Here is a 19162-nt window from a genome sequence, read left to right as displayed (position 1 = left end):
CCCCCTCCACCCCTCCCGGTCGGCCCACGGGCGGCGTGGCGAGTCGGCGGGCGACGGCCGCTGCCCGAGGATCCGGCCGCGTGGCACACACCTTCGCAGAGCTCGTGGAGAAGCAGCGCGCGGCGGACGAGGCGCACGCCCGGATGCGGAAACTGCGGGACGCCTACGGTCCGCCCACCCAGACCAAGTGGAGCGACCAGCAGACCACGACGTGGGAGACCGCCTGGCGCGCCTGGCGCGACCTCGCCCGTGACCTGCAGGCGGCGGTGACCGCGTACGCGAGGCAGGAGGACACACCCCGCCAGGAGGTCGAGGCGGAGGTGAAGGAGGCGGTACAGCGCGAGGACCCCGACGGGAACGACAGGTAGCCGCCACCCGCCCGGCCGTCCTCGGCCCGCTGCCGCCCCGGGACGGCCGCTAGGGTGGCTGACGTGTCGTACGTAGGCCCTGACTTCGAACCTCCCCAGCCCCGCCGCTCCCGCCGCGGCCCCCTGACCGTCGCGCTCGCCGCGCTGGTGCCGGGGGCACTGCTCGGCTGGCTGGTGTACGCGACCGTGGGCGGCTCGGGGGACGGAGGCGGCTCGGATCAGGCGACCGTACGGTCCTCCCCGCCCGCCGCGTCGAGCCCGTCCGCCGACGACGCCACCGACGACGGCAAGAAGCCGGGCGCCGGCCCCACGCCCACCGCGTCCTCGACCTCCGCGCCCGCCGCCTCCGGCCCGCTCAAGGGCAAGGTCGTCGTCATCGACCCCGGGCACAACCCGGACAACTTCCAGCACCCGTCCGAGATCAACCGCAAGGTGAACATCGGGACGAACTGGAAGGAGTGCGACACCACGGGTACGTCCAGCAACGACGGTTACACCGAGGCCAAGTTCACCCTGGACGTCGCGCACCGGATGCGCACGCTCCTCGAAGAGCAGGGCGCCACGGTGAAGCTGACGCAGGACGGCGACCGGCCGTACGGCCCGTGCGTCGACGAGCGGGCCCGGATCGGCAACGAGGCGAAGGCCGACGCCGTGGTCTCGATCCACGCGGACGGCTCGGGCGCCGGCAACCGCGGCTTCCATGTGATCCTGCCCGGCGCGGTCCACGCGGGCTCCGCCGACACCCGCGCGATCGTCGCCCCCTCCCGCGATCTCGGCGAGCGCGTCGCGGGCCGCTTCGTGGCCGTCACCGGCAGCGCGCCGTCCAACTACATCGGCGACGGCTCCGGCCTCGTCACGCGTAAGGACCTGGGCGGTCTCAATCTGTCAACGGTTCCGAAGGTGTTCATCGAGTGCGGCAACATGCGCGATAGCAAGGACGCGGCGTTGCTCACCAGCGGCGCATGGCGACAGAAGGCGGCGCAAGGGATCTCTGAGGGAATCGTGAGTTTCCTGCGCGGGTAGTTCCGGACCGGCTGATCCCGGCGGACACCCTGATAGGCCGGACGATAGGGTCCTCCTTACGATGAGGGGCCACCCCCGCGCTTTCACACCGAGTCCGGAAGCCGACATGGTGACAGCGACGCCTCTACCGACGATGAGACGACCTACGAAGGACCTGAAGTGAATATCCGCTCCCTCACTCGAGGCGACGGCGTGGTGATCGGAGCAGCGGTGTTGCTGTTCATCGCGTCGTTCCTCGACCTCTACTCGTTCGACAATGTCCCCGACAGCGTCGACCTCCCCATGCTGTGGGGCAGCGGCCCGGTCGTGTTCAGCGTCGTGCTGGCCGGAGTCATCGGTGCCGCGCTCGTCGTCGTCGCCCGGGGCCTGCCGCAGGCCCCGAAGGTCGCGGGCATCGACCTCGGCCAGTTCGGCGCCGCTTTCACGGTGTTCGCCGCGTGGAGCGCGCTCGGCAACATCGTCGACGTGCCGGGTGGCTTCGACAACATCGGTGACAACGCGAGCGATGGCGCCCCGAGCCCCGGCATCGGCCTGATCCTCGCCCTCGTCGCCACGCTGCTCATGGCCGCAGCCGCCGTCGCCACCCCCCTCGTCCCGGTCCTCAAGGGCGCCCTCCTCCCGGCACCCCGCCCGGCCGCCCCGCAGCCCTACGGCGCCCAGCCCCCCGGTGGCTACGGCTACCCGGGCGCCCAGCAGCCCGGCGGCTACGGTCACCCGCAGCCCGGGCAGCCGGGTCAGCCCGGACAGCCCCAGCAGGGGCAGCCGTTCGGCGGTCAGCCCCAGCCGCAGCAGGCGCAGGCGCCGCAGGCCCCGGCCGGGGACTTCTCGCCGTTCTGGTTCGCGGTGCCGGTGCCGCGCCCGCTGTTCGCCGAGGACGGTTCGCCGACGCCGATCGCCGAACTCGCGCCGGGCACCTGGTACCTGGCCGTCGAGCAGCGCGGCCCGGCCCTGGTCGCGCAGACGCAGGACGGCCGCCGCGGTGTCCTCCAGGACACGTCGGGCATCCAGCGCGGCTGAGCCCACGCCTCCTTCACGGCCCCTCGCCCTTCCGGGCGGGGGGCCGTTGCCGTACAGTCGTCGCCCCAGTTAGCTGACGTACCGTCAGGAGGCAGGTATGCGGCTCGGTCTCGCACTCGGCTACTGGGGCCGGGGCCCCTCCCCCGACCACGTGCCGCTCGCGCGGGAGGCCGAACGGCTGGGCTACGACTCCGTGTGGACGGCGGAGTCCTGGGGCTCGGACGCGTTCACACCGCTCACCTGGATCGCGGCGCACACCTCGACGATCCGCCTGGGCACGGCGGTTGCCCAGATGGCGGCCCGCTCCGCGACCACGACCGCGATGCACGCGCTGACGCTGGACCACCTCTCCGGCGGCCGCATGATGCTGGGCCTCGGACTGTCCGGCCCGCAGGTGGTGGAGGGCTGGTACGGCCGCCCGTTCCCCGCGTCGCCGCTCACCGCCACCCGCGAGTACGTCGGCGTCGTACGGCAGGTGCTCCGCCGCGAGGCCCCGGTCGAACTGTCCGGACGCTTCCACTCCCACCCGTACCAGGGCCCGGACGCCACGGGCCTGGGCAAGCCCCTCAAGCCGATCACGCATCCGCTCCGCCCGGACCTGCCGATCCTGCTCGGGGCGGAGGGGCCGAAGAACGTCGCCCAGACGGCCCGGATCGCCGACGGCTGGCTGCCGCTGTACTGGTCGCCGACCCGGCCGGAGGTCTACGGCCCGGCCCTGGCCGACCTGCCCGAAGGGTTCCTGGTCGCGCCGATGGCCCAGGCCCGGGTCTGCGACGACGTCGCCGAGGGCCTGCTGCCCGTCAAGATGATGCTCGGCTTCTACATCGGCGGCATGGGACACGCGGCCCGCAACTTCCACGCCGACCTGATGGCCCGCATGGGCTACGCGGAAGACGCCCGCCGCATCCAGGAGTTGTTCCTCTCTGGTCGCCGCGAGGAGGCCGTCCGCGCCGTCCCGGACGCCTTCGCCGACGAGATCTCCCTGGTCGGCCCGCGCGAACGGATCGCGGAGCGACTGGAGTCGTGGCGCAAGGGGCCGGTGACGGACCTGCTGGTGCTCAGCCCCGACCGCCACACGCTGCGCGTACTCGCCGAGTTGAACGCCTGAGCGAATCCCCGGGTTTCATCCAGAGTTCAAGGGCAACCCGAAGGACATGTCCCCTCGATATCGCAACGGTGCGAATCAGGCCGGCACGATCGTCGCGGTCGTGGCCGACATCATGGCTCTCATCCTGGGTCTGTGGATCCTGATGTACCTGCTGGACGCCAACCAGGCGAACAGCTTCGTCCAGTTCATCCACGACGCGGCCCGCTGGCTCGCCGGCTGGTCCCACGACCTCTTCACCTTCGACGAGGCCTGGGCCCGAGTGGTCTGCGGCTACGGCTTGGCAGCGGTCGTCTACCTGTTCGTGGGCCACGCGATAGCCAACAGGGCCCACCGTCACTGACTTTTTCGGGGGCGCGGGGCTGTGTCGACATGCGGCTCCGCCGCGTGGGCGCGACAAGCCACACACAACCCGCGCCCGCAAAACCGCCGAACGCCCCGAGTTCCTAGGCGCAGCAGTCCGAGTCCAGCCCACTGGGCAACTCATCCCCACCGAACACCTGGCACGTGGCCTCATGCCCACCCAGCGCGGCCACGGCCAGCAACAACGACCCGGCCGTCCACGTGGTCAGCTCCCGCGGCCAGATCGCGTCATCCTCGAAGACATACCCCGTCCAGTACAGTCCGCTCTCCGCATCCCGCAGATGCTGGATCGACTGCAGCACCTCCAACGCCCGGTCGGACTCGCCCATCGCCCAGAGCGCGAGGGCGAGTTCGGCCGACTCCCCACCCGTCACCCACGGGTTGGGCACGACGCACCGCACCCCGAGCCCGGGCACCACGAACCGTTCCCAGTCCTCCTCGATACGGGCCTTGGCCTCGGCCCCGGTCAGCGCACCGCCCAGCACCGGGTAGTACCAGTCCATCGAGTACCGGTTCTTGTCGAGGAACCGCTCCGGATGCCGCCGTATCGCATGCCGCAGCGCACCCGCCGCCAGCTCCCAGTCCGGCTGTGCCTCTTCCCGCTGCTCGGCGATGGCCAGCGCGCAGCGCAGCGCGTGGTGGATCGAGGAGCTGCCCGTCAGCAGGGCGTCCGCCGTGTCCGTGCCGTCGTCGTCGCGCCGCCAGCCGATCTGGCCGCCCGGCTGCTGCAGGCGCAGCACGAACTCCACCGCCGCGTAGACCGCCGGCCACATCCGCTCCAGGAACGTGTCGTCGCCGGTGGAGAGGTAGTGGTGCCAGACGCCCACGGCGATGTAGGCGACGAAGTTGGTCTCGCGGCCCCGGTCGGTGACGTCGCCGAACTCCCCGTCGGCGTAGGCCGCGTACCAGGAGCCGTCCTCGTTCTGGTGCCGGGCCAGCCACAGGTAGGCCCGCTCGGCGGCCTCGTGCTCGCCGGCGGTGTCGAGGGCCATGGCCGCCTCGACGTGGTCCCACGGGTCGAGGTGGTGCCCACGGAACCACGGGATCGCACCGTCCTCGCGCTGCACGGCGAGGATGCCGGCGACGGTCGCGGCGGCCTGCCCTGCGGTGAGGACCCCGGGCAGGACCAGATGTTCCGTCCGGGGAGTGGTCACTGGGCGTCCGCCCCGGTGGCGGAGAGACGCGGCAGGTGCGGCTTGGTCGCGTACGCCACGAAGCTCTTGCCGATCAGCGGGTTCAGCGCCTGCTCGGCGACCCGGGTGGCCAGCGGTTTCTTCATGATGTCCCAGACGAGGAGCTTGTGGTACGCCCGCACCGGCAGCGCCTTGTCGTTGTCGACGCCGAACGCGCACTTCAGCCACCAGTAGGGCGAGTGCAGCGCGTGGGCGTGGTGGGTGCCGTAGGGCTTGAGGCCGGCCTCGCGGATTCTCGCCAGGAGTTCGTCGGCCTTGTAGATGCGGATGTGGCCGCCCTCGACCTCGTGGTAGGCGTCGGACAGGGTCCAGCAGACCTTCTCGGGGCCGTACCGCGGGACCGTGATGGCTATGCGCCCGCCGGGCTTGAGCACCCGCACCATCTCCGCGAGGACGCCCTTGTCGTCCGGGATGTGCTCCATCACCTCGGAGATGATGACGACGTCGAAGGACTCGTCGGGGAAGGGCAGCGCCAGGGCGTCGCCCTCCATGGCCGTCGCGGTGGCGCCCTCGGGCGCCTCGCCGGCCTCCTTCATCGCCGCGAACCACTTGGCGACCTCGCGGATCTCCTCGCCGTTCTGGTCCAGCGCCACGACCTGTGCGCCACGCCGGTAGCACTCGAACGCGTGCCGGCCGGCACCGCATCCGAGGTCCAGGACGCGGTCGCCCGGGGCGAGCGGGAACCGGGAGAAGTCGACGGTCAGCACGTGGCCCTGCTTTCGGAGTTGACGCCTTCTACATCTGTGGGGGCCGCGGCTGCGGACACAGCACCCGTGACAGCCGCGGGCTCAGCGCCTGTCGAGGCCGCGGAGCGGCCGTCGCCCGCCGTGGAGCGGCCCGTGGCGGCGCCCTCGGACCTGGCGATCGCCTCGCGGTACCTGGCCACCGTTCCTTCCGCGGCCCTGGCCCAGGTGAAGTGCCGCAGCACGCGTTCGCGCCCGGCCGCGCCGAGCCGTGCCCGCAGTTCGGCGTCGTCCAGCAGCCGGCTCAGACCGGCGGCCAGCGCGCCCGCGTCCCCCGGGGGCACCGCCAGGCATGTCTCCCCGTCACGGCCCGCGACCTCGGGTATGGCGCCACCGGTCGTGGCGAGCAGGGGCGTGCCCGTCGCCATGGCCTCGGCGGCCGGCAGGGAGAAGCCCTCGTACAGCGACGGCACGCAGGCGACCTGCGCCGAGCGCACCAGGTCGACGAGTTCCGCGTCGGAGATGCCCTTGACGAAGTCGACGGCGCCGGCGAGGCCGTACCGCTCCATCGCCTGGGCGACGGGCCCCTCCGTGGGCCGCTTGCCGACGACGACGAGGTGCGCGCCGGGCTGCTCCGTGCGCACCTTGGCGAGCGCCTCGACCAGATGGACCAGGCCCTTCAGCGGCACGTCCGCGCTGGACGTCGTCACGATCCGGCCCGGCACGACCGGCACCGAGGGATCGGGCGAGAACAGGTCGGTGTCGGCGCCGATGTGGACCACGTGGATCCGGTCCTGGCGTACACCGAGGTGGTCGACGATCTCCTGGCGGGACGTGCCGGAGACGGTGAGCACGGAGGGGAGCCGGCGGGCGACGCGCTTCTGCATGCGCGTGAAGGCGTACCAGCGGCGCACCGACAAGCGCCGCTTCCAGCCGTCCGCCGCGTCCAGCTCCAACTGCCGGTCGACGGTGATGGGGTGGTGGATCGTGGTCACCAGGGGCGCGCCCACGTCTCCCAGCAGCCCGTACCCGAGCGTCTGGTTGTCGTGGACGACGTCGAACTCGCCGCGGCGGGCCCGCAGATGGCGGCGGGCGCGCAGCGAGAAGGTCAGGGGCTCGGGGAAGCCGCCGGTCCACATGGTCGCCACTTCGAGCGCGTCGATCCAGTCGCGGTACTCGTCGCGCCCGGGCGTGCGGAAAGGATCCGGCTGGCGGTAGAGGTCGAGGCTGGGCAGCTCGGTGAGGCTCTGGCCGTCGTAGCCCTCGTCGAGGACGGGGTAGGGCTGGGCACCGATGACCTCGACACGGTGGCCGAGGCGGGACAGTTCGCGCGAGAGGTGCCGGACGTAGACGCCCTGGCCGCCGCAGAACGGGTTCCCTTTATAGGTGAGGAGCGCGATGTGGAGCGGTCGCAAGCCGTCGGCGGCGGGGTCCTCCGAGGGCCCGGCCTCCCTGGCCTCAGCGGTCACTCTGGCCCCCTTCTCCCTGCACTGTCCCGCGAGATTACGCCGGGACGCTAATCTAGAACAAGTTTCAGACTTGATCGTTCGGAGGCTCTGAATCTACCGGCAGGTAGGGGCGCTGTGACCAGTGGATCAGGTGATTCACGCCACGGCCGGTGCCGTGCCATGCTGTCTGATCACTTACCCTCACGGACCGTCACGGAACGGGACCCATGCCCGCGGAAGCCAAGGTGAACACAGTGGCCAAGGTGGAAGCCAGAGCCGCAGCCCCCGCCTCCCCTCCCCTCACGGAGCGACAGGAGGCCCGCCGTCGCCGCATCCTGCACGCGAGCGCGCAACTGGCCAGCCGGGGCGGTTTCGACGCCGTGCAGATGCGCGAGGTCGCGGAGTCCTCACAGGTGGCGCTCGGCACCCTCTACCGCTATTTCCCCTCCAAGATCCATCTGCTGGTCGCCACGATGCAGGACCAGCTGGAGCACATGCACGGCACGCTGCGGAAGAAGCCACCGCAGGGCGAGTCGGCGGCCGAGCGGGTCGCGGAGACGCTGATGCGGGCCTTCCGCGCCCTGCAGCGCGAACCGCATCTGGCCGACGCGATGGTCCGCGCCCTCACCTTCGCCGACCGCAGCGTGAGCCCGGAGGTCGACCAGGTCTCCCGGCAGACGACGGCGATCATCCTGGACGCGATGGGGCTTGAGGACCCGACCCCGGAGCAGCTCTCGGCGGTGCGGGTCATCGAGCACACCTGGCACTCGGCGCTGATCACCTGGCTGTCGGGCCGGGCCTCCATCGCCCAGGTGCGGATCGACATCGAGACGGTGTGCCGGCTGATCGCCCTGACGAAACCGGAGGGGCAGAAGCCGGACGGGCAGAAGTAGGACCTACGAGACGGGTTCCCTTCGCCGGCATGGTCCGGATCAGGTGCTGGGGGTCGCCTTCCGGTCGCCCGGCCTTTCGGCCTTGCGTCCTTCCGGCCTCTCAGCCCTACCGTCGCAGTCGGCACCGGCGGAAACCGAGACTTCCGGCTTCCTGCCACCGTCGGCTACTCCGGTCGGACTCCCTCACTCGCCTCGTAGGCCGACTTCCAGAATAGAACATTCGGCCGGGAATGAACCCCCCGGAAACACTATTTTTCGGGCACTATTCCTCCGGCGGGAACACCGCCTCGCCGCCACCCCCCAGCGTGATCACGATCGCCTCCACCGGACAGCTCTCCGCCGCCTCCAGTACGCGCTCGTTCGCGTCCGTGTCCGGGGCGACCGGATGGGACTGGCGGGCCGGGTCCAGGCGGAAGCCGTCCGGGGCGTGGTGAACGCACTGGGCACTGCCGATGCACAGGGAGCGGTCGACCTCGACGTGCCAGCGGTCGCCCATCGCTACGCTTCCGCCGGGAGATGGATCATCTTGTGCTCCAGGTACTCCCCGTACCCCTCGGGCCCGAACTCCCGCCCCAGGCCCGAGTTCTTGTAGCCGCCGAAGGGGCCCAGCATGTCCAGGCTGAAGGTGTTGACCGAGTACGTGCCCGTGCGGACCTGCCGGGCGATCTCGATGCCGTGCTCGACGTCCGCGGTCCAGACGCTGCCGCTCAGTCCGTAGTCGGAGTCGTTGGCGATCTTCACGGCGTCGGCCTCGTCGTCGTAGGGCAGCAGGCAGATGACCGGGCCGAAGATCTCCTCCCGGGCGATGCGCATCGAGTTGTCGACGTCGCCGAAGAGGGTGGGCTCGACGTACCAGCCGCGGTCCAGGCCGGCCGGGCGGCCGCCGCCGGTCAGGATCTTGGCGCCTTCCTCCTGCCCGATGCGGATGTAGTCGAGGTTGCGCTGCTGCTGCCGCCTGGCCACGAGCGGGCCCACCTGGGTGGCGGGGTCGAGCGGATCGCCGACCACGAGCGCGCCGGCCGCCGCGGCGAGGGCGTCGGCGAACTCGTCGTAGCGGGAGCGCGGGAGCAGGATGCGGGTCTGGGCGACGCAGGCCTGGCCGTTGTTCATCCAGGCCGCGGGGGCGATGCCCGCCACGGCCGTCTCGACGTCCGCGTCGGGCAGGACGACGGCCGCCGACTTGCCGCCCAGTTCGAGCGTCACACGGGTGAGGTTGCGGGCGGCCACCTCCATCACACGCTTCCCGGCCGCGACCGACCCGGTGAAGGACACCTTGTCGACGCCGGGGTGCCCGACCAGGTACTCGCTCACCTCCCGGTCGGCGGGCAAGATCGACAGCACGCCCTCGGGCAGCCCGGCCTCCCGGGCGATCTCGCCGAGCAGATACGCGTCCAGCGGCGACTCGGGCGACGGCTTGAGCACGACCGTGCAGCCGGTGAGCAGGGCGGGGGCGAGCTTGGCGGCGGCGACGAACTGCGGGACGTTCCAGGGGGCGACGGCCGCGACGACCCCGACGGGCTCGCGCCGCACGAGGATGCGGCCGAGCACGCCGTCCCGGCGCTCCTCGTAGGTGAAGTTCCGCGCGACGGTGATCGCCGAGTCCCAGACCATCACCGCGCCGAAGGCCTGGGCGAGGACGCTCCAGGAGTACGGCGAGCCGTTCTGGCCGGAGATCACGCGGGCGATCTCCTCGTGCCGGGCGACGATCCCGTCCTTGATCCGGCTCACGACCTCGATCCGCTCGTCGAGGCTCATGCGCGGCCAGGGCCCCTCGTCGAAAGCCCGCCGCGCCACCCCCACCGCCCGGTCCACATCCGCGGCCGAGGCGTGCGGGACGCGTCCGATGACCTCTTCCGTGTGCGGTGAGACCACCTCGATGACGTCCTCGCCCAGGGGGTCGGTCAACTCCCCGCCGATGAACAGCTGTCCGTGTTCCACGAGTTCGGTCATGGCGCATGCCTCCCGGGGACGGGGCCCGTTCCTGACGGTATTTCAGAACTGATACCAGTTCTAGTTATAGTGGGCAATGGCCGTGGGGCGTGCGGGCGGAGGACAGATGAAGAGCAGCCAGAACGGGCCCGTGCACGACCACGGCGGAGGCGTCCGCTCCCTCCGGGTCCCCATCCCGGACAACCCCCTCGGCCACACCCTCGTGTACGTCGTCGACACCGACCGGGGGCCGGTCCTCATCGACACCGGCTGGGACGACCCGGAGTCCTGGGACACCCTCACGGACGGCCTCACGGCGTGCGGCACCTCGGTGGCCGAGATCCACGGCGTGGTCATCACCCACCACCACCCGGACCACCACGGCCTGTCCGGCCGGGTCCGCGAGGCGTCGGGCGCCTGGATCGCGATGCACGCGGCGGACACCGCGGTCGTACGACGGACCCGTCAGGCCCGGCCCGAGCGCTGGTTCTCGTACATGACCGCCAAGCTCACCGCCGCCGGAGCGCCCGAGGAGCACGTCGCCCCGCTGCGTACACCCCGGCCCCGCGCCCTGCCCGGCCTCTCCCCCGCCCTGCCCGACCGCGACATCGTCCCGGGCGAACTCCTCGACCTCGCGGGGCGCCGCCTGCGCGCGATCTGGACCCCGGGGCACACGCCCGGCCACGTCTGCCTCCACCTGGAGGAGACCCACCCCACCCGACTCCCGGGCCACGGCCGCCTGTTCTCCGGCGACCACCTGCTGCCCGGGATCACCCCGCACATCGGCCTCTACGAGGATCCGGACGACGCCACCGTCACCGACCCCCTCGGCGACTACCTCGACAGCCTCGAACGCGTCGGCCGCCTCACCCCCGCTGAGGTGCTGCCGGCCCACCAGCACCCGTTCCCGGACGCCGCCGCCCGTGTGCGCGAGCTGCTCACCCACCACGAGGCCCGCCTCACCGCCCTGCGGGCTCTCCTCGCCGAGCCGCTCACGCCCTGGCAGCTCGCCGAACGCATGGAGTGGAACCGCCCCTGGGAGCAGATCCCGTACGGCTCCCGGAACATCGCGGTCTCGGAGGCCGAGGCCCATCTGCGCCGCCTGGTCAAGCTGGGCCGGGCGGAGGCGGTGCCGGGGAGCGAACCGGTGACGTACGTGGCTGTGTAGGTGGCGTACATGGCCGCGTAGGTGGCGTACACGGCTGTCCGGGCCGGGCACTCTGCGGCGGTCCCACTCCGCGGCCGAACTCGCCTTCGGCATAAGCCGGATGGGGTCAGGGCAGGGCCTCTAGGATGAACGAGCCGTGACGCCCCCACGCGTGCGGTGCTGCGTACCACCGCAAGGAGACATGCCCATGGGCACCGAAGAGGCCGCTCGAACGTCGCCCTTCAGCGGAGTCCTGGACGGGAGGTCGGCCGGGCCCATGGTGCCTCGGCTGGCGCTGGGGGCCCGGCTGCGCAGGCTGCGGGACGCGCGCGGCATCGGCAGGGCGGAGGCGGGTCATGTCATCCGCGCCTCCCCCTCCAAGATCAGCCGCATGGAGGCCGGCCGCCACGGGTTCAAACTGCGGGACGTCGCCGACCTGCTCACGTTCTACGGCGTCACGGACGAGGCCGAACGCGCCACGTTGCTGGCGCTGGCCGAACAGGCCAACACCCACGCCTGGTGGCAGTACTACAGCGACGTGGTGCCCTCCTGGACGCAGTCCTACCTCGGTGCGGAACAGGCGGCGAGCGTCATCCGCTGCTTCCAGATACAGCGCGTTCCCGAGCTGCTCCAGACCCCCGACTACGCGCGTGCCGCCGTCCAGCTCACCCACGTCGACGCCGGCGCACGCGAGGTCGACCGCCGGGTGGCGTTGCGGATGACCCGGCAGCGGATCCTGCACCGGCAGCCGGGCACGGCCCAGCTCTGGGCCGTGATCGACGAGGCGGCGCTGCGGCGCCCGGTGGGCGGGCCGGCCGTGATGCGCGCCCAGCTCAGACATCTCATCGAGATCTGCCGGCTGCCGCAGGTCACCGTCCAGATCCTGCCGTTCCTCTCCGGCGGGCATGCCGCGGAGGGCGGTCCGGTCACCATCCTGCGGCTGCCCGGCGGCCAGTTGCCCGACGTGGTCTACCTCGAGCAGCTCACCACCGCGCTCTATCCCGACCGGCCGGCCGACATCGAGCGCTACTGGGATGCCATGAACCGGCTGGTGGTCGAAGCCGAGTCACCGGACGAGACTCCGACCATCCTGCACCGCATACTTCAGGAGACCTGAGCGAGGACCCCCGGGGCTCCCGGGGAGGTTCAGCGCTTGAGGGCGACACCGCCGTACTGGTGCACCTCGGCGGGCAGGCCCAGGGCCTCGGCGTCGGGACGCCAGCGCGAGCAGGACGTGACGCCCGGTTCCAGCAGCTCCAGACCGTCGAAGTAGCGGGCGATCTGCTCGGGGCTGCGCAGGATGTACGGGATCGAGCCGCCGTCGTTGTACTGCCCGATGGCCCTGACGTAGTCCTCACTGGTGTCGGTGCTGTCGTACTGGACGAGATAGCTGCCGGGAGGCAGGGCGTCCACCAGCTGCGACACGATCGAGCGCGCCTCGTCGTGGTCCTCGATGTGGCCGAGGATGCCCATCAGCATGAGCGCGACGGGCTGGTCGAAGTCCAGCGTCTTCCCGGCTTCCCGGACGATCGTGCTCGGCTTGCGCAGGTCGGCGTCGACGTAGTTGGTGACGCCTTCCGGTGTGCTGGTGAGCAGCGCGCGGGCGTGGGCCAGCACCAGCGGGTCGTTGTCGACGTAGACGATCCGGCTCTCCGGGGCCACCCGCTGGGCGATCTGGTGGGTGTTGTCCACGTTGGGCAGCCCGGTGCCGATGTCCAGGAACTGGCGGATGCCCTCTTCGGCGGCCAGATGGCGGACGGCGCGGGCGAGGAAGTAGCGGGCGGCGCGGGCCCCGGTCTCGATACCGGGGAAGATCTCGCGGAACGCGTCACCGGCCACACGGTCGACTTCGTAGTTGTCCTTCCCGCCCAGCCAGTAGTTCCAGATCCGGGCCGAGTGCGGAACCGAGGTATCGATCTTGGAGAGCGGCTCCTGCTCGGAGTTCTCCACCTGGTCAGTCATGGACGCTCCTGCGTGTGGTCGTGGAGCTTCACGTTAACCGGTTTGCCCCACGGACAGGATCAACTCCTCGGCGTGGTGGAGCAGTTCGACTTCTCACCAGGCCAGTAGGTCAGCGCTCCACCCGGCCCGTCCTCGGAGGGCGGGAACCGCTCCCGGGCGTTTTCCTACGTGCGGGTACAGTAGGCGGGTCGTCATCACCCGTACAGGGAGAAGCCGGTGCAATTCCGGCGCTGACCCGCAACCGTGAACCGCCCGCCGAGGCAGGCGGTGAGCCGGATCGCCCCGTACGGATCGTGACCGGCTCACGTGCCCGGCGCCCGCCGGTGCACGGCACCGTCGAGGTATACGGAGCCGAGCCGCCGGGGTGTCCCGTGCTGCCCGGCTCCCTCACAGGGAGAGGCACTCGCCGATCATGAACGTCCGCCGCAGCGCCGCGGTCCTGGCCGCCGTCACCGTGATCGGCGCCGCCACGCCGGCCGTCGCCGCGCCGTCTCCTTCGCCGTCCCAGGCGTTCCCCTCCGCTCTGTACGGGGACAAGGATCCCAAGTTCGACGGCGTCTGGCGCCAGTCGCTCGCCCTGCTGGCCCAGGACACGGTGGGTGAGAAGCCGGCCGCCAAGTCCGTGGAGTGGCTGGTCCGGCAGCAGTGCGCGGACGGCGGGTTCGCCCCCTACCGTGCCGATCCGGCCACGGCGTGCGACGCCAAGACCATGGTGGACAGCAACCAGACGGCCGCCGCCGTCCAGGCCCTCGCCGCGCTCGGCGGGCACGACGCCGTCGCCGACAAGGCCGTCGGCTGGCTGAAGTCCGTCCAGAACAAGGACGGCGGCTGGGGCTACGCGCCCGGCGGCCCCACCGACGCCAACTCCACCTCCGTCGTCATCGGCGCGCTCGCCGCCGCCGGTGCGAAGCCGGACCAGGTCGAGAAGGGCGGAAAGTCGCCCTACGACGCCCTGCTGAAGCTCGCCCTCCCCTGCAGCGGGGACGACGACGGCGCCTTCGCGTTCCAGCCCGACAAGAAGGGCGAGCTGACCGCCAACGCGGACGCCACGGCGGCCGGTGTCCTCGGCGCCCTGGGCCAGGGCATGGTGGTGGAGGCGGGCAAGAAGTCCGACGCCACGTGCACGGAGGATCCCTCCACGCCGCAGCAGGCCGCCGCCAACGGAGCCGCCTACCTCACCCAGACCCTCGCCAAGGACGACGACCACCTCACGTCCGCCCTCGCCGGCTCGGACCCCCAGCCCGACCACGGCAACACCGCCGACGCGGTCGTGGCGCTCGCCGCGCAGGGCGACACGGAGCAGGCCGGTAAGGCCGTGCGGTGGCTGGAGAAGAACTCCGCCACCTGGGCCGAGCAGGGCGGCCCCGCCGCCTACGCCCAGCTGATCTTCGCCGCGCACGCGACGGGCACGGACCCGCGTGACTTCGGCGGCACGGACCTGGTGAAGCAGCTCATCGCGACGGGCCCGGCCCCGAAGGCCCCCGAACAGCCCTCGGCGACCGACGAGAAGGACGACTCGGAGTCGGGCTTCTTCGGCGTCTGGTGGTACGTCGGGGTCTGCCTCGTCGCCGGTATCGGCATCGGCTTCCTCTTCACCGGCCGCAAGAAGAGGCAGCAGTCGTGATCCGCCGGGCCGTTCTCCTCCTGGCCTCGCTCCTGCTGTGCGCGGGCGCGGGCCAGGCCCAGGCCGCCGGCTACCGGTACTGGTCGTTCTGGGACCGTGACGGCGACCGCTGGGTCTACGCCACCCAGGGCCCGTCCATGGCCCGTCCCTCGGACGGCGACGTGCAGGGCTTCCGCTTCGCGGTGAGCGAGGACTCCTCCGAGGCGGCCCGGCCGCGCGGCACGGCCGACTTCGGGACCATCTGCGCGAAGACGCCCGCGCGGGAGGGCGAGAAGCGGGTGGCTCTCGTCATCGACTCCGGCACGAAGGCCGACGCCCCCCAGGGCGAGACCCCGGCCCCTGCCCGGACGGCCTGCGCCCGGGTCTCCCCCGACGCGACCACGGCAGAGGCCCTCGCGACGGTGGCCAAGCCCCTGCGCTACGACACGAACGCCCTGTTGTGCGCGATCGCGGGGTACCCGGAGAAGGGCTGCGGAGAGCAGGTGGCGAGCTCCCATAAGTCGACTGAGTCGGCACCGGCAGCGCAGAAGGACACTTCCGACGACGACACGTCCGACGACAACGGCCCGTCCCTGGGCCTGCTGGCGGGCATCGCCGTGGTGACGGCACTGGGGGCGGCGGCGATCTGGCAGGTACGGCGGCGTGACCAGGCTTAGGGGCCTTTCGATGGATCTCCGCAGCGTGGACCGGCCCAGCCAGGGGCAGGCACGCCCCCAACGCCCGCGCCGGGCAGCCCTGCACCCCGGCGCCTGGTGGCTCTGGTCCCTCTCCCTCGGCACCGCGGCCACCCGTACCACCAACCCCCTGCTCCTCTCCCTCCTCATCGCGGTCTCCGCCTACGTCGTGGCGACCTGCCGCCGCCCGACTCCCTGGTCCCGTTCCTACGGCGCCTTCGTCAAACTCGCCCTCGCCGTCCTGCTCATCCGGCTCCTCTTCGCGATCGTCCTCGGCTCCCCCATCCCCGGCACGCACACCCTCGTCACCCTCCCCGAGGTGCCCCTCCCCGACTGGGCCCAGGGCCTCCGCCTCGGCGGCGAGGTCACGGCCGAGGCCCTCACCTTCGCGTTGTACGACGGTCTGAGACTGGCCACCCTGCTCGTCTGCGTCGGCGCCGCCAACGCCCTCGCCAACCCCTCCCGACTCCTCAAGTCCCTCCCGGGCGCCCTGTACGAGATGGGTGTCGCGGTCGTCGTCGCCCTCACCTTCGCGCCGAACCTCATCGCCGACGTCCAGCGTCTGCGCGCCGCACGCCGTCTGCGCGGCCGTCCGGACAAGGGCGTCCGGGGCCTGCTGCAGGTGGGTCTCCCGGTCCTGGAGGGCGCGTTGGAGCGCTCGGTGTCCCTGGCCGCCGCGATGGACGCCCGCGGCTACGGCCGTACCGCCCAGGTCCCGGCCGCCGTCCGCCGTACCACCGCCGCCCTCACCCTCGGCGGCCTGCTCGGTGTGTGCGCCGGAACGTACGGGCTACTCACCGCCGAGGGCGCCACCTACGGCTTCCCGGTCCTGCTCGTCGGCCTCGTCGCCGCCCTCGCGGGTCTCCGGCTCGGCGGCCGGCGGTCACTGCGCACCCGGTACCGCCCGGACCGCTGGGACGTACGCGCCCTGCTGGTCGTCGCCTCCGGTGTGGCGGTCGCCGCGCTCCTCGTGCTCGCCGCCGTCCGTGACCCCACGGCCCTGCACCCCGGCGTGGTGCCGCTCGTGGCCCCCACACTCCCCGTCTGGCCCGCGGCGGCGATCCTCCTCGGTCTGCTGCCCGCGTTCGTCGCCCCCGACCCCAAGGAGCCGTCGTGATCCGCTTCGAGGATGTCTCCGTGACGTACGACGGAGCCCGCGAACCCACCGTCCAGGGCGTCGACTTCGAGGTCCCGGAGGGCGAGCTCGTCCTGCTGGCCGGCCCGTCCGGCGTCGGCAAGTCCACGGTCCTGGGCGCTGTCTGCGGACTCGTGCCGCACTTCACCGGCGGCACCCTGCGCGGCCGGGTCACGGTGGCCGGACGCGACACCCGCACGCACAGGCCGCGCGAACTCGCCGACGTCGTCGGCACGGTGGGGCAGGACCCGCTCGCCCACTTCGTCACCGACACCGTCGAGGACGAACTCGCCTACGGCATGGAGTCCCTGGGCCTCGCCCCGGACGTGATGCGCCGCCGCGTAGAGGAGACGCTCGACCTCCTCGGCCTCGCCGACCTGCGCAACCGCCCGATCGCCACGCTCTCCGGCGGCCAGCAGCAGCGCGTCGCGATCGGCTCGGTCCTCACCCCGCACCCGAGCGTCCTCGTCCTGGACGAACCGACCTCCGCCCTCGACCCGGCAGCGGCGGAGGAGGTCCTGGCGGTCCTCCAGCGCCTGGTCCACGACCTCGGTACGACGGTCCTCATGGCCGAACACCGCCTTGAACGCGTCATCCAGTACGCCGACCAGGTCGCCCTGCTCCCGGCCCCGGGCGCGCCTCCGATCCTGGGCACCCCGGCAGAGGTGATGACGGTGTCCCCGGTATACCCCCCGGTGGTGGCCCTGGGCCGCCTGGCGGGCTGGACGCCCTTGCCCCTGACGGTCCGAGACGCCCGCCGCCGGGCCACAGACCTACGGCAACGACTTGAGGCACAAGAGGGCATCGCCCTAAAGGGGCGCGGGGAACTGCGCGACAAGCCACAAACAACCCGCACCCGCCAACACTCCACACCCCCCACCCCCCTAGGCAAAGTCCAAGCGCTCTCAGTAACCCGCGCCCGCATCCAAGCCCTGACCAACATCAACCTCACCATCACCCCCGGCGAAACCATCGCCCTCATGGGCCGCAACGGCGCCGGAAAATCCACCCTCCTCAACGCACTCGTCGGCCTGGTCACCCCCACCTCCGGAACCATCCGACTCGGCGAAGCCACACCCCACCGCACAGCCCCCAAGGACCTCGTCCGCAAGGTAGGCCTCGTCCCCCAGGAACCCCGCGACCTGCTCTACGCCGACACCGTCGCCGCCGAGTGCACGGCGGCCGACCAGGACGCGGGAGCCAAGCCCGGCACCTGCCGTGCCCTGGTCACCGAGCTGCTCCCGGGCGTCACCGACGACACGCACCCCCGGGACCTCTCGGAGGGCCAGCGCCTCGCCCTCGCCCTGGCCGTCGTGCTGACCGCCCGGCCCCCACTGCTCCTGCTGGACGAGCCCACCCGCGGCCTGGACTACGCGGCGAAGGCCCGGCTGGTCGGGTTGCTGCGCGAACTGGCCGCCGAGGGACACGCCATCGTACTGGCGACCCATGACGTGGAACTGGCCGCCGAGATCGCCCACCGCGTGGTGCTGCTGGCCGAGGGCGAGGTGATCGCCGACGGCCCGACCGCGGAGGTCGTGGTCTCCTCGCCGTCCTTCGCCCCGCAGGTCACCAAGATCCTGGCCCCGCAGCACTGGCTCACGGTCTCCGAGGTCCGCGCGGCCCTCCACCCCGGGGCCGGCTCATGACCGGTGCACAGCGCCAGGCCCGCGCCGTCCGCATGGGCCCCCGCTCCCTCGCCGCCCTGGCCCTGGTCAGTGCGGTGGGTGTCGTCGGTTTCACCTGGCCCTTCCTCGCACCGCCCACCTCGCAGCTCAGCGCCCACGCGCAGGACGCGCCCTGGCTCTTCGCGGGCCTGCTGGTGCTGCTCGTGGCGGTGGTGGCCGCGGCGATCTCCGAGTCCGGGCTCGGCCCGAAGGCGGTGGCGATGCTCGGCGTGCTGGCCGCCACGGGGGCCGCCCTGCGGCCGATCGGCGCCGGTACCGCCGGGATCGAGCCGATGTTCTTCCTGATGGTGCTGAGCGGCCGGGTCCTCGGCCCGGGCTTCGGGTTCGTCCTCGGCTCGGTGACGATGTTCGCGTCCGCGCTGCTCACGGGCGGGGTGGGCCCGTGGCTGCCGTTCCAGATGCTGGCGATGGGCTGGTTCGCGATGGGCGCGGGCCTGCTGCCGGGCCCGGACCGGCTGCGCGGCCGTACGGAGCTGGTGATGCTCGCCGGCTACGGCTTCCTCGCCGCCTTCGCCTACGGCACGGTGATGAACATGGCGGGCTGGCCCTTCATGAGCGCGCTCGCCTCGAACGTCGCCTTCGACCCGCAGGCGGCGGCCCCCGCCAACCTGGCCCGTTTCCTCGCGTACTGCCTGGCCACCTCGCTCGGCTGGGACCTGGGCCGGGCCGTCGTCACGGTCGTCCTGACGCTGACCCTCGGTCCGGCGGTGCTCAGGGCGCTGCGCCGCGCCACGCGCCGGGCGGCCTTCGAGACGCCGGTCACGTTCGACACCTCACCGACCGTGAGGCGCCCCACGTGACTCAGGTCACATACGAAGCGAGGCCGTAGGGACCGCCCCCGGTCACGGGGCGGACCGTCGCCCCACATGCGGCCACACCTAGTAAAAGGGGGCATTGCGGGCATCCACGAAGA

General features: G+C 71.9%; 19 protein-coding genes and 1 riboswitch. Of the genes, 13 read left to right on the top strand and 6 right to left on the bottom strand.

From position 1 onward, the window contains the following. Nucleotides 1–80 precede the first annotated feature (80 nt). From OG542_RS28710 to OG542_RS28690, 5 genes are all read left to right on the top strand, one after another. The gene (locus OG542_RS28710; RefSeq protein WP_328414507.1) at nucleotides 81–368 is read left to right on the top strand and encodes a hypothetical protein; all 288 of its coding nucleotides are present in this window, start codon (nucleotides 81–83) and stop codon (nucleotides 366–368) included. A gap of 63 nt (nucleotides 369–431) precedes the next feature. After that, nucleotides 432–1391, top strand: a complete 960-nt coding sequence (locus OG542_RS28705) for an N-acetylmuramoyl-L-alanine amidase (protein WP_328414505.1) — start codon at nucleotides 432–434, stop codon at nucleotides 1389–1391. A gap of 159 nt (nucleotides 1392–1550) precedes the next feature. Beyond that, nucleotides 1551–2408, top strand: coding sequence for a DUF5336 domain-containing protein (locus tag OG542_RS28700; protein WP_311125410.1), 858 nt, complete (start codon nucleotides 1551–1553; stop codon nucleotides 2406–2408). Between the two features lie 97 nt (nucleotides 2409–2505). Beyond that, complete coding sequence (locus tag OG542_RS28695) at nucleotides 2506–3516, top strand: LLM class F420-dependent oxidoreductase (RefSeq protein ID WP_328414503.1); 1011 nt, start codon at nucleotides 2506–2508, stop codon at nucleotides 3514–3516. A gap of 46 nt (nucleotides 3517–3562) precedes the next feature. Next, complete coding sequence (locus OG542_RS28690; RefSeq protein WP_003989869.1) at nucleotides 3563–3856, top strand: hypothetical protein; 294 nt, start codon at nucleotides 3563–3565, stop codon at nucleotides 3854–3856. A 103-nt stretch (nucleotides 3857–3959) separates the two neighbouring features. Here the strand turns inward: OG542_RS28690 and OG542_RS28685 are convergent, their stop codons facing one another. The 3 genes from OG542_RS28685 to OG542_RS28675 are packed head-to-tail and all read right to left on the bottom strand — an operon-like array spanning nucleotide 3960 to nucleotide 7221. Beyond that, nucleotides 3960–5030 carry a prenyltransferase/squalene oxidase repeat-containing protein gene (locus OG542_RS28685; protein WP_311125412.1) on the bottom strand — a complete coding sequence of 357 codons (1071 nt, stop codon included), beginning with the start codon at nucleotides 5028–5030 and terminating at the stop codon, nucleotides 3960–3962. Next, entirely contained in the window at nucleotides 5027–5776 is a 750-nt protein-coding gene (locus OG542_RS28680; RefSeq protein WP_311125413.1) for a class I SAM-dependent methyltransferase, read from the bottom strand. Before OG542_RS28680 ends, OG542_RS28685 begins: the two co-directional genes overlap by 4 nt. Further along, complete coding sequence (locus OG542_RS28675) at nucleotides 5770–7221, bottom strand: glycosyltransferase family 4 protein (RefSeq protein WP_328414500.1); 1452 nt, start codon at nucleotides 7219–7221, stop codon at nucleotides 5770–5772. The genes OG542_RS28680 and OG542_RS28675 overlap by 7 nt, the downstream gene beginning before the upstream one ends. Nucleotides 7222–7427: 206 nt before the next feature. Here OG542_RS28675 and OG542_RS28670 point away from each other — a divergent pair, with 206 nt between their 5' ends. Then, on the top strand, nucleotides 7428–8093 hold the full coding sequence (locus OG542_RS28670; protein ID WP_184592074.1) for a TetR family transcriptional regulator: 666 nt from the start codon (nucleotides 7428–7430) through the stop codon (nucleotides 8091–8093). Nucleotides 8094–8355: 262 nt separating this feature from the next. Here the strand turns inward: OG542_RS28670 and OG542_RS28665 are convergent, their stop codons facing one another. Both OG542_RS28665 and OG542_RS28660 read right to left on the bottom strand, forming a co-directional pair. Beyond that, complete coding sequence (locus OG542_RS28665) at nucleotides 8356–8589, bottom strand: ferredoxin (protein ID WP_184592076.1); 234 nt, start codon at nucleotides 8587–8589, stop codon at nucleotides 8356–8358. A 2-nt stretch (nucleotides 8590–8591) separates the two neighbouring features. Next, nucleotides 8592–10043: an aldehyde dehydrogenase gene (locus OG542_RS28660; protein WP_328414496.1), complete on the bottom strand. Its 1452-nt coding sequence runs from the start codon at nucleotides 10041–10043 to the stop codon at nucleotides 8592–8594. A gap of 106 nt (nucleotides 10044–10149) precedes the next feature. Here OG542_RS28660 and OG542_RS28655 point away from each other — a divergent pair, with 106 nt between their 5' ends. Beyond that, complete coding sequence (locus tag OG542_RS28655) at nucleotides 10150–11190, top strand: MBL fold metallo-hydrolase (protein ID WP_328414494.1); 1041 nt, start codon at nucleotides 10150–10152, stop codon at nucleotides 11188–11190. A 187-nt stretch (nucleotides 11191–11377) separates the two neighbouring features. Continuing rightward, entirely contained in the window at nucleotides 11378–12286 is a 909-nt protein-coding gene (locus OG542_RS28650) for a helix-turn-helix domain-containing protein (RefSeq protein WP_328414492.1), read from the top strand. Between the two features lie 29 nt (nucleotides 12287–12315). On the opposite strand, the gene OG542_RS28645 is transcribed toward OG542_RS28650, so the two are convergent. Further along, nucleotides 12316–13131, bottom strand: a complete 816-nt coding sequence (locus tag OG542_RS28645; RefSeq protein ID WP_193477700.1) for an SAM-dependent methyltransferase — start codon at nucleotides 13129–13131, stop codon at nucleotides 12316–12318. Between the two features lie 160 nt (nucleotides 13132–13291). Further along, nucleotides 13292–13422, top strand: a riboswitch (cobalamin riboswitch). A 121-nt stretch (nucleotides 13423–13543) separates the two neighbouring features. Between OG542_RS28645 and OG542_RS28640 the strand changes: the two genes are divergently transcribed. Genes OG542_RS28640 through OG542_RS28620 form a run of 5 tightly spaced genes read left to right on the top strand, consistent with a single transcriptional unit; the run spans nucleotide 13544 to nucleotide 19049 of the window. Beyond that, nucleotides 13544–14755, top strand: coding sequence for a prenyltransferase/squalene oxidase repeat-containing protein (locus OG542_RS28640; RefSeq protein ID WP_328414489.1), 1212 nt, complete (start codon nucleotides 13544–13546; stop codon nucleotides 14753–14755). After that, nucleotides 14752–15411, top strand: a complete 660-nt coding sequence (locus tag OG542_RS28635) for an SCO2322 family protein (RefSeq protein WP_328414487.1) — start codon at nucleotides 14752–14754, stop codon at nucleotides 15409–15411. Before OG542_RS28640 ends, OG542_RS28635 begins: the two co-directional genes overlap by 4 nt. A 10-nt stretch (nucleotides 15412–15421) precedes the next feature. Then, complete coding sequence (locus tag OG542_RS28630) at nucleotides 15422–16546, top strand: energy-coupling factor transporter transmembrane component T (protein WP_328414485.1); 1125 nt, start codon at nucleotides 15422–15424, stop codon at nucleotides 16544–16546. Next, the gene (locus OG542_RS28625) at nucleotides 16543–18210 is read left to right on the top strand and encodes an ABC transporter ATP-binding protein (protein WP_328414483.1); all 1668 of its coding nucleotides are present in this window, start codon (nucleotides 16543–16545) and stop codon (nucleotides 18208–18210) included. Before OG542_RS28630 ends, OG542_RS28625 begins: the two co-directional genes overlap by 4 nt. After that, nucleotides 18207–19049 carry an ECF transporter S component gene (locus tag OG542_RS28620; protein ID WP_311125428.1) on the top strand — a complete coding sequence of 281 codons (843 nt, stop codon included), beginning with the start codon at nucleotides 18207–18209 and terminating at the stop codon, nucleotides 19047–19049. The genes OG542_RS28625 and OG542_RS28620 overlap by 4 nt, the downstream gene beginning before the upstream one ends. Nucleotides 19050–19162 lie beyond the last annotated feature (113 nt).

Origin of the sequence: Streptomyces violaceus (assembly GCF_036014075.1) — a bacterium.
Lineage (GTDB): Bacteria > Actinomycetota > Actinomycetes > Streptomycetales > Streptomycetaceae > Streptomyces > Streptomyces violaceus.
The sequence above is the reverse complement of the archived record's forward strand: the minus strand, read 5'-3'. Positions and strand labels throughout refer to the sequence as shown.

Excerpts from the sequence above, each read along its gene's own strand:
- OG542_RS28620 (WP_311125428.1), top strand. The coding sequence starts at position 18,207 with ATGACCGGTGCACAGCGCCAGGCCCGCGCCGTCCGCATGGGCCCCCGC.
- OG542_RS28645 (WP_193477700.1), bottom strand. The coding sequence starts at position 13,131 with ATGACTGACCAGGTGGAGAACTCCGAGCAGGAGCCGCTCTCCAAGATC.
- OG542_RS28655 (WP_328414494.1), top strand. The coding sequence starts at position 10,150 with ATGAAGAGCAGCCAGAACGGGCCCGTGCACGACCACGGCGGAGGCGTC.
- OG542_RS28670 (WP_184592074.1), top strand. The coding sequence starts at position 7,428 with ATGCCCGCGGAAGCCAAGGTGAACACAGTGGCCAAGGTGGAAGCCAGA.
- OG542_RS28650 (WP_328414492.1), top strand. The coding sequence starts at position 11,378 with ATGGGCACCGAAGAGGCCGCTCGAACGTCGCCCTTCAGCGGAGTCCTG.
- OG542_RS28695 (WP_328414503.1), top strand. The coding sequence starts at position 2,506 with ATGCGGCTCGGTCTCGCACTCGGCTACTGGGGCCGGGGCCCCTCCCCC.
- OG542_RS28640 (WP_328414489.1), top strand. The coding sequence starts at position 13,544 with ATGAACGTCCGCCGCAGCGCCGCGGTCCTGGCCGCCGTCACCGTGATC.
- OG542_RS28665 (WP_184592076.1), bottom strand. The coding sequence starts at position 8,589 with ATGGGCGACCGCTGGCACGTCGAGGTCGACCGCTCCCTGTGCATCGGC.
- OG542_RS28660 (WP_328414496.1), bottom strand. The coding sequence starts at position 10,043 with ATGACCGAACTCGTGGAACACGGACAGCTGTTCATCGGCGGGGAGTTG.
- OG542_RS28690 (WP_003989869.1), top strand. The coding sequence starts at position 3,563 with ATGTCCCCTCGATATCGCAACGGTGCGAATCAGGCCGGCACGATCGTC.
- OG542_RS28630 (WP_328414485.1), top strand. The coding sequence starts at position 15,422 with ATGGATCTCCGCAGCGTGGACCGGCCCAGCCAGGGGCAGGCACGCCCC.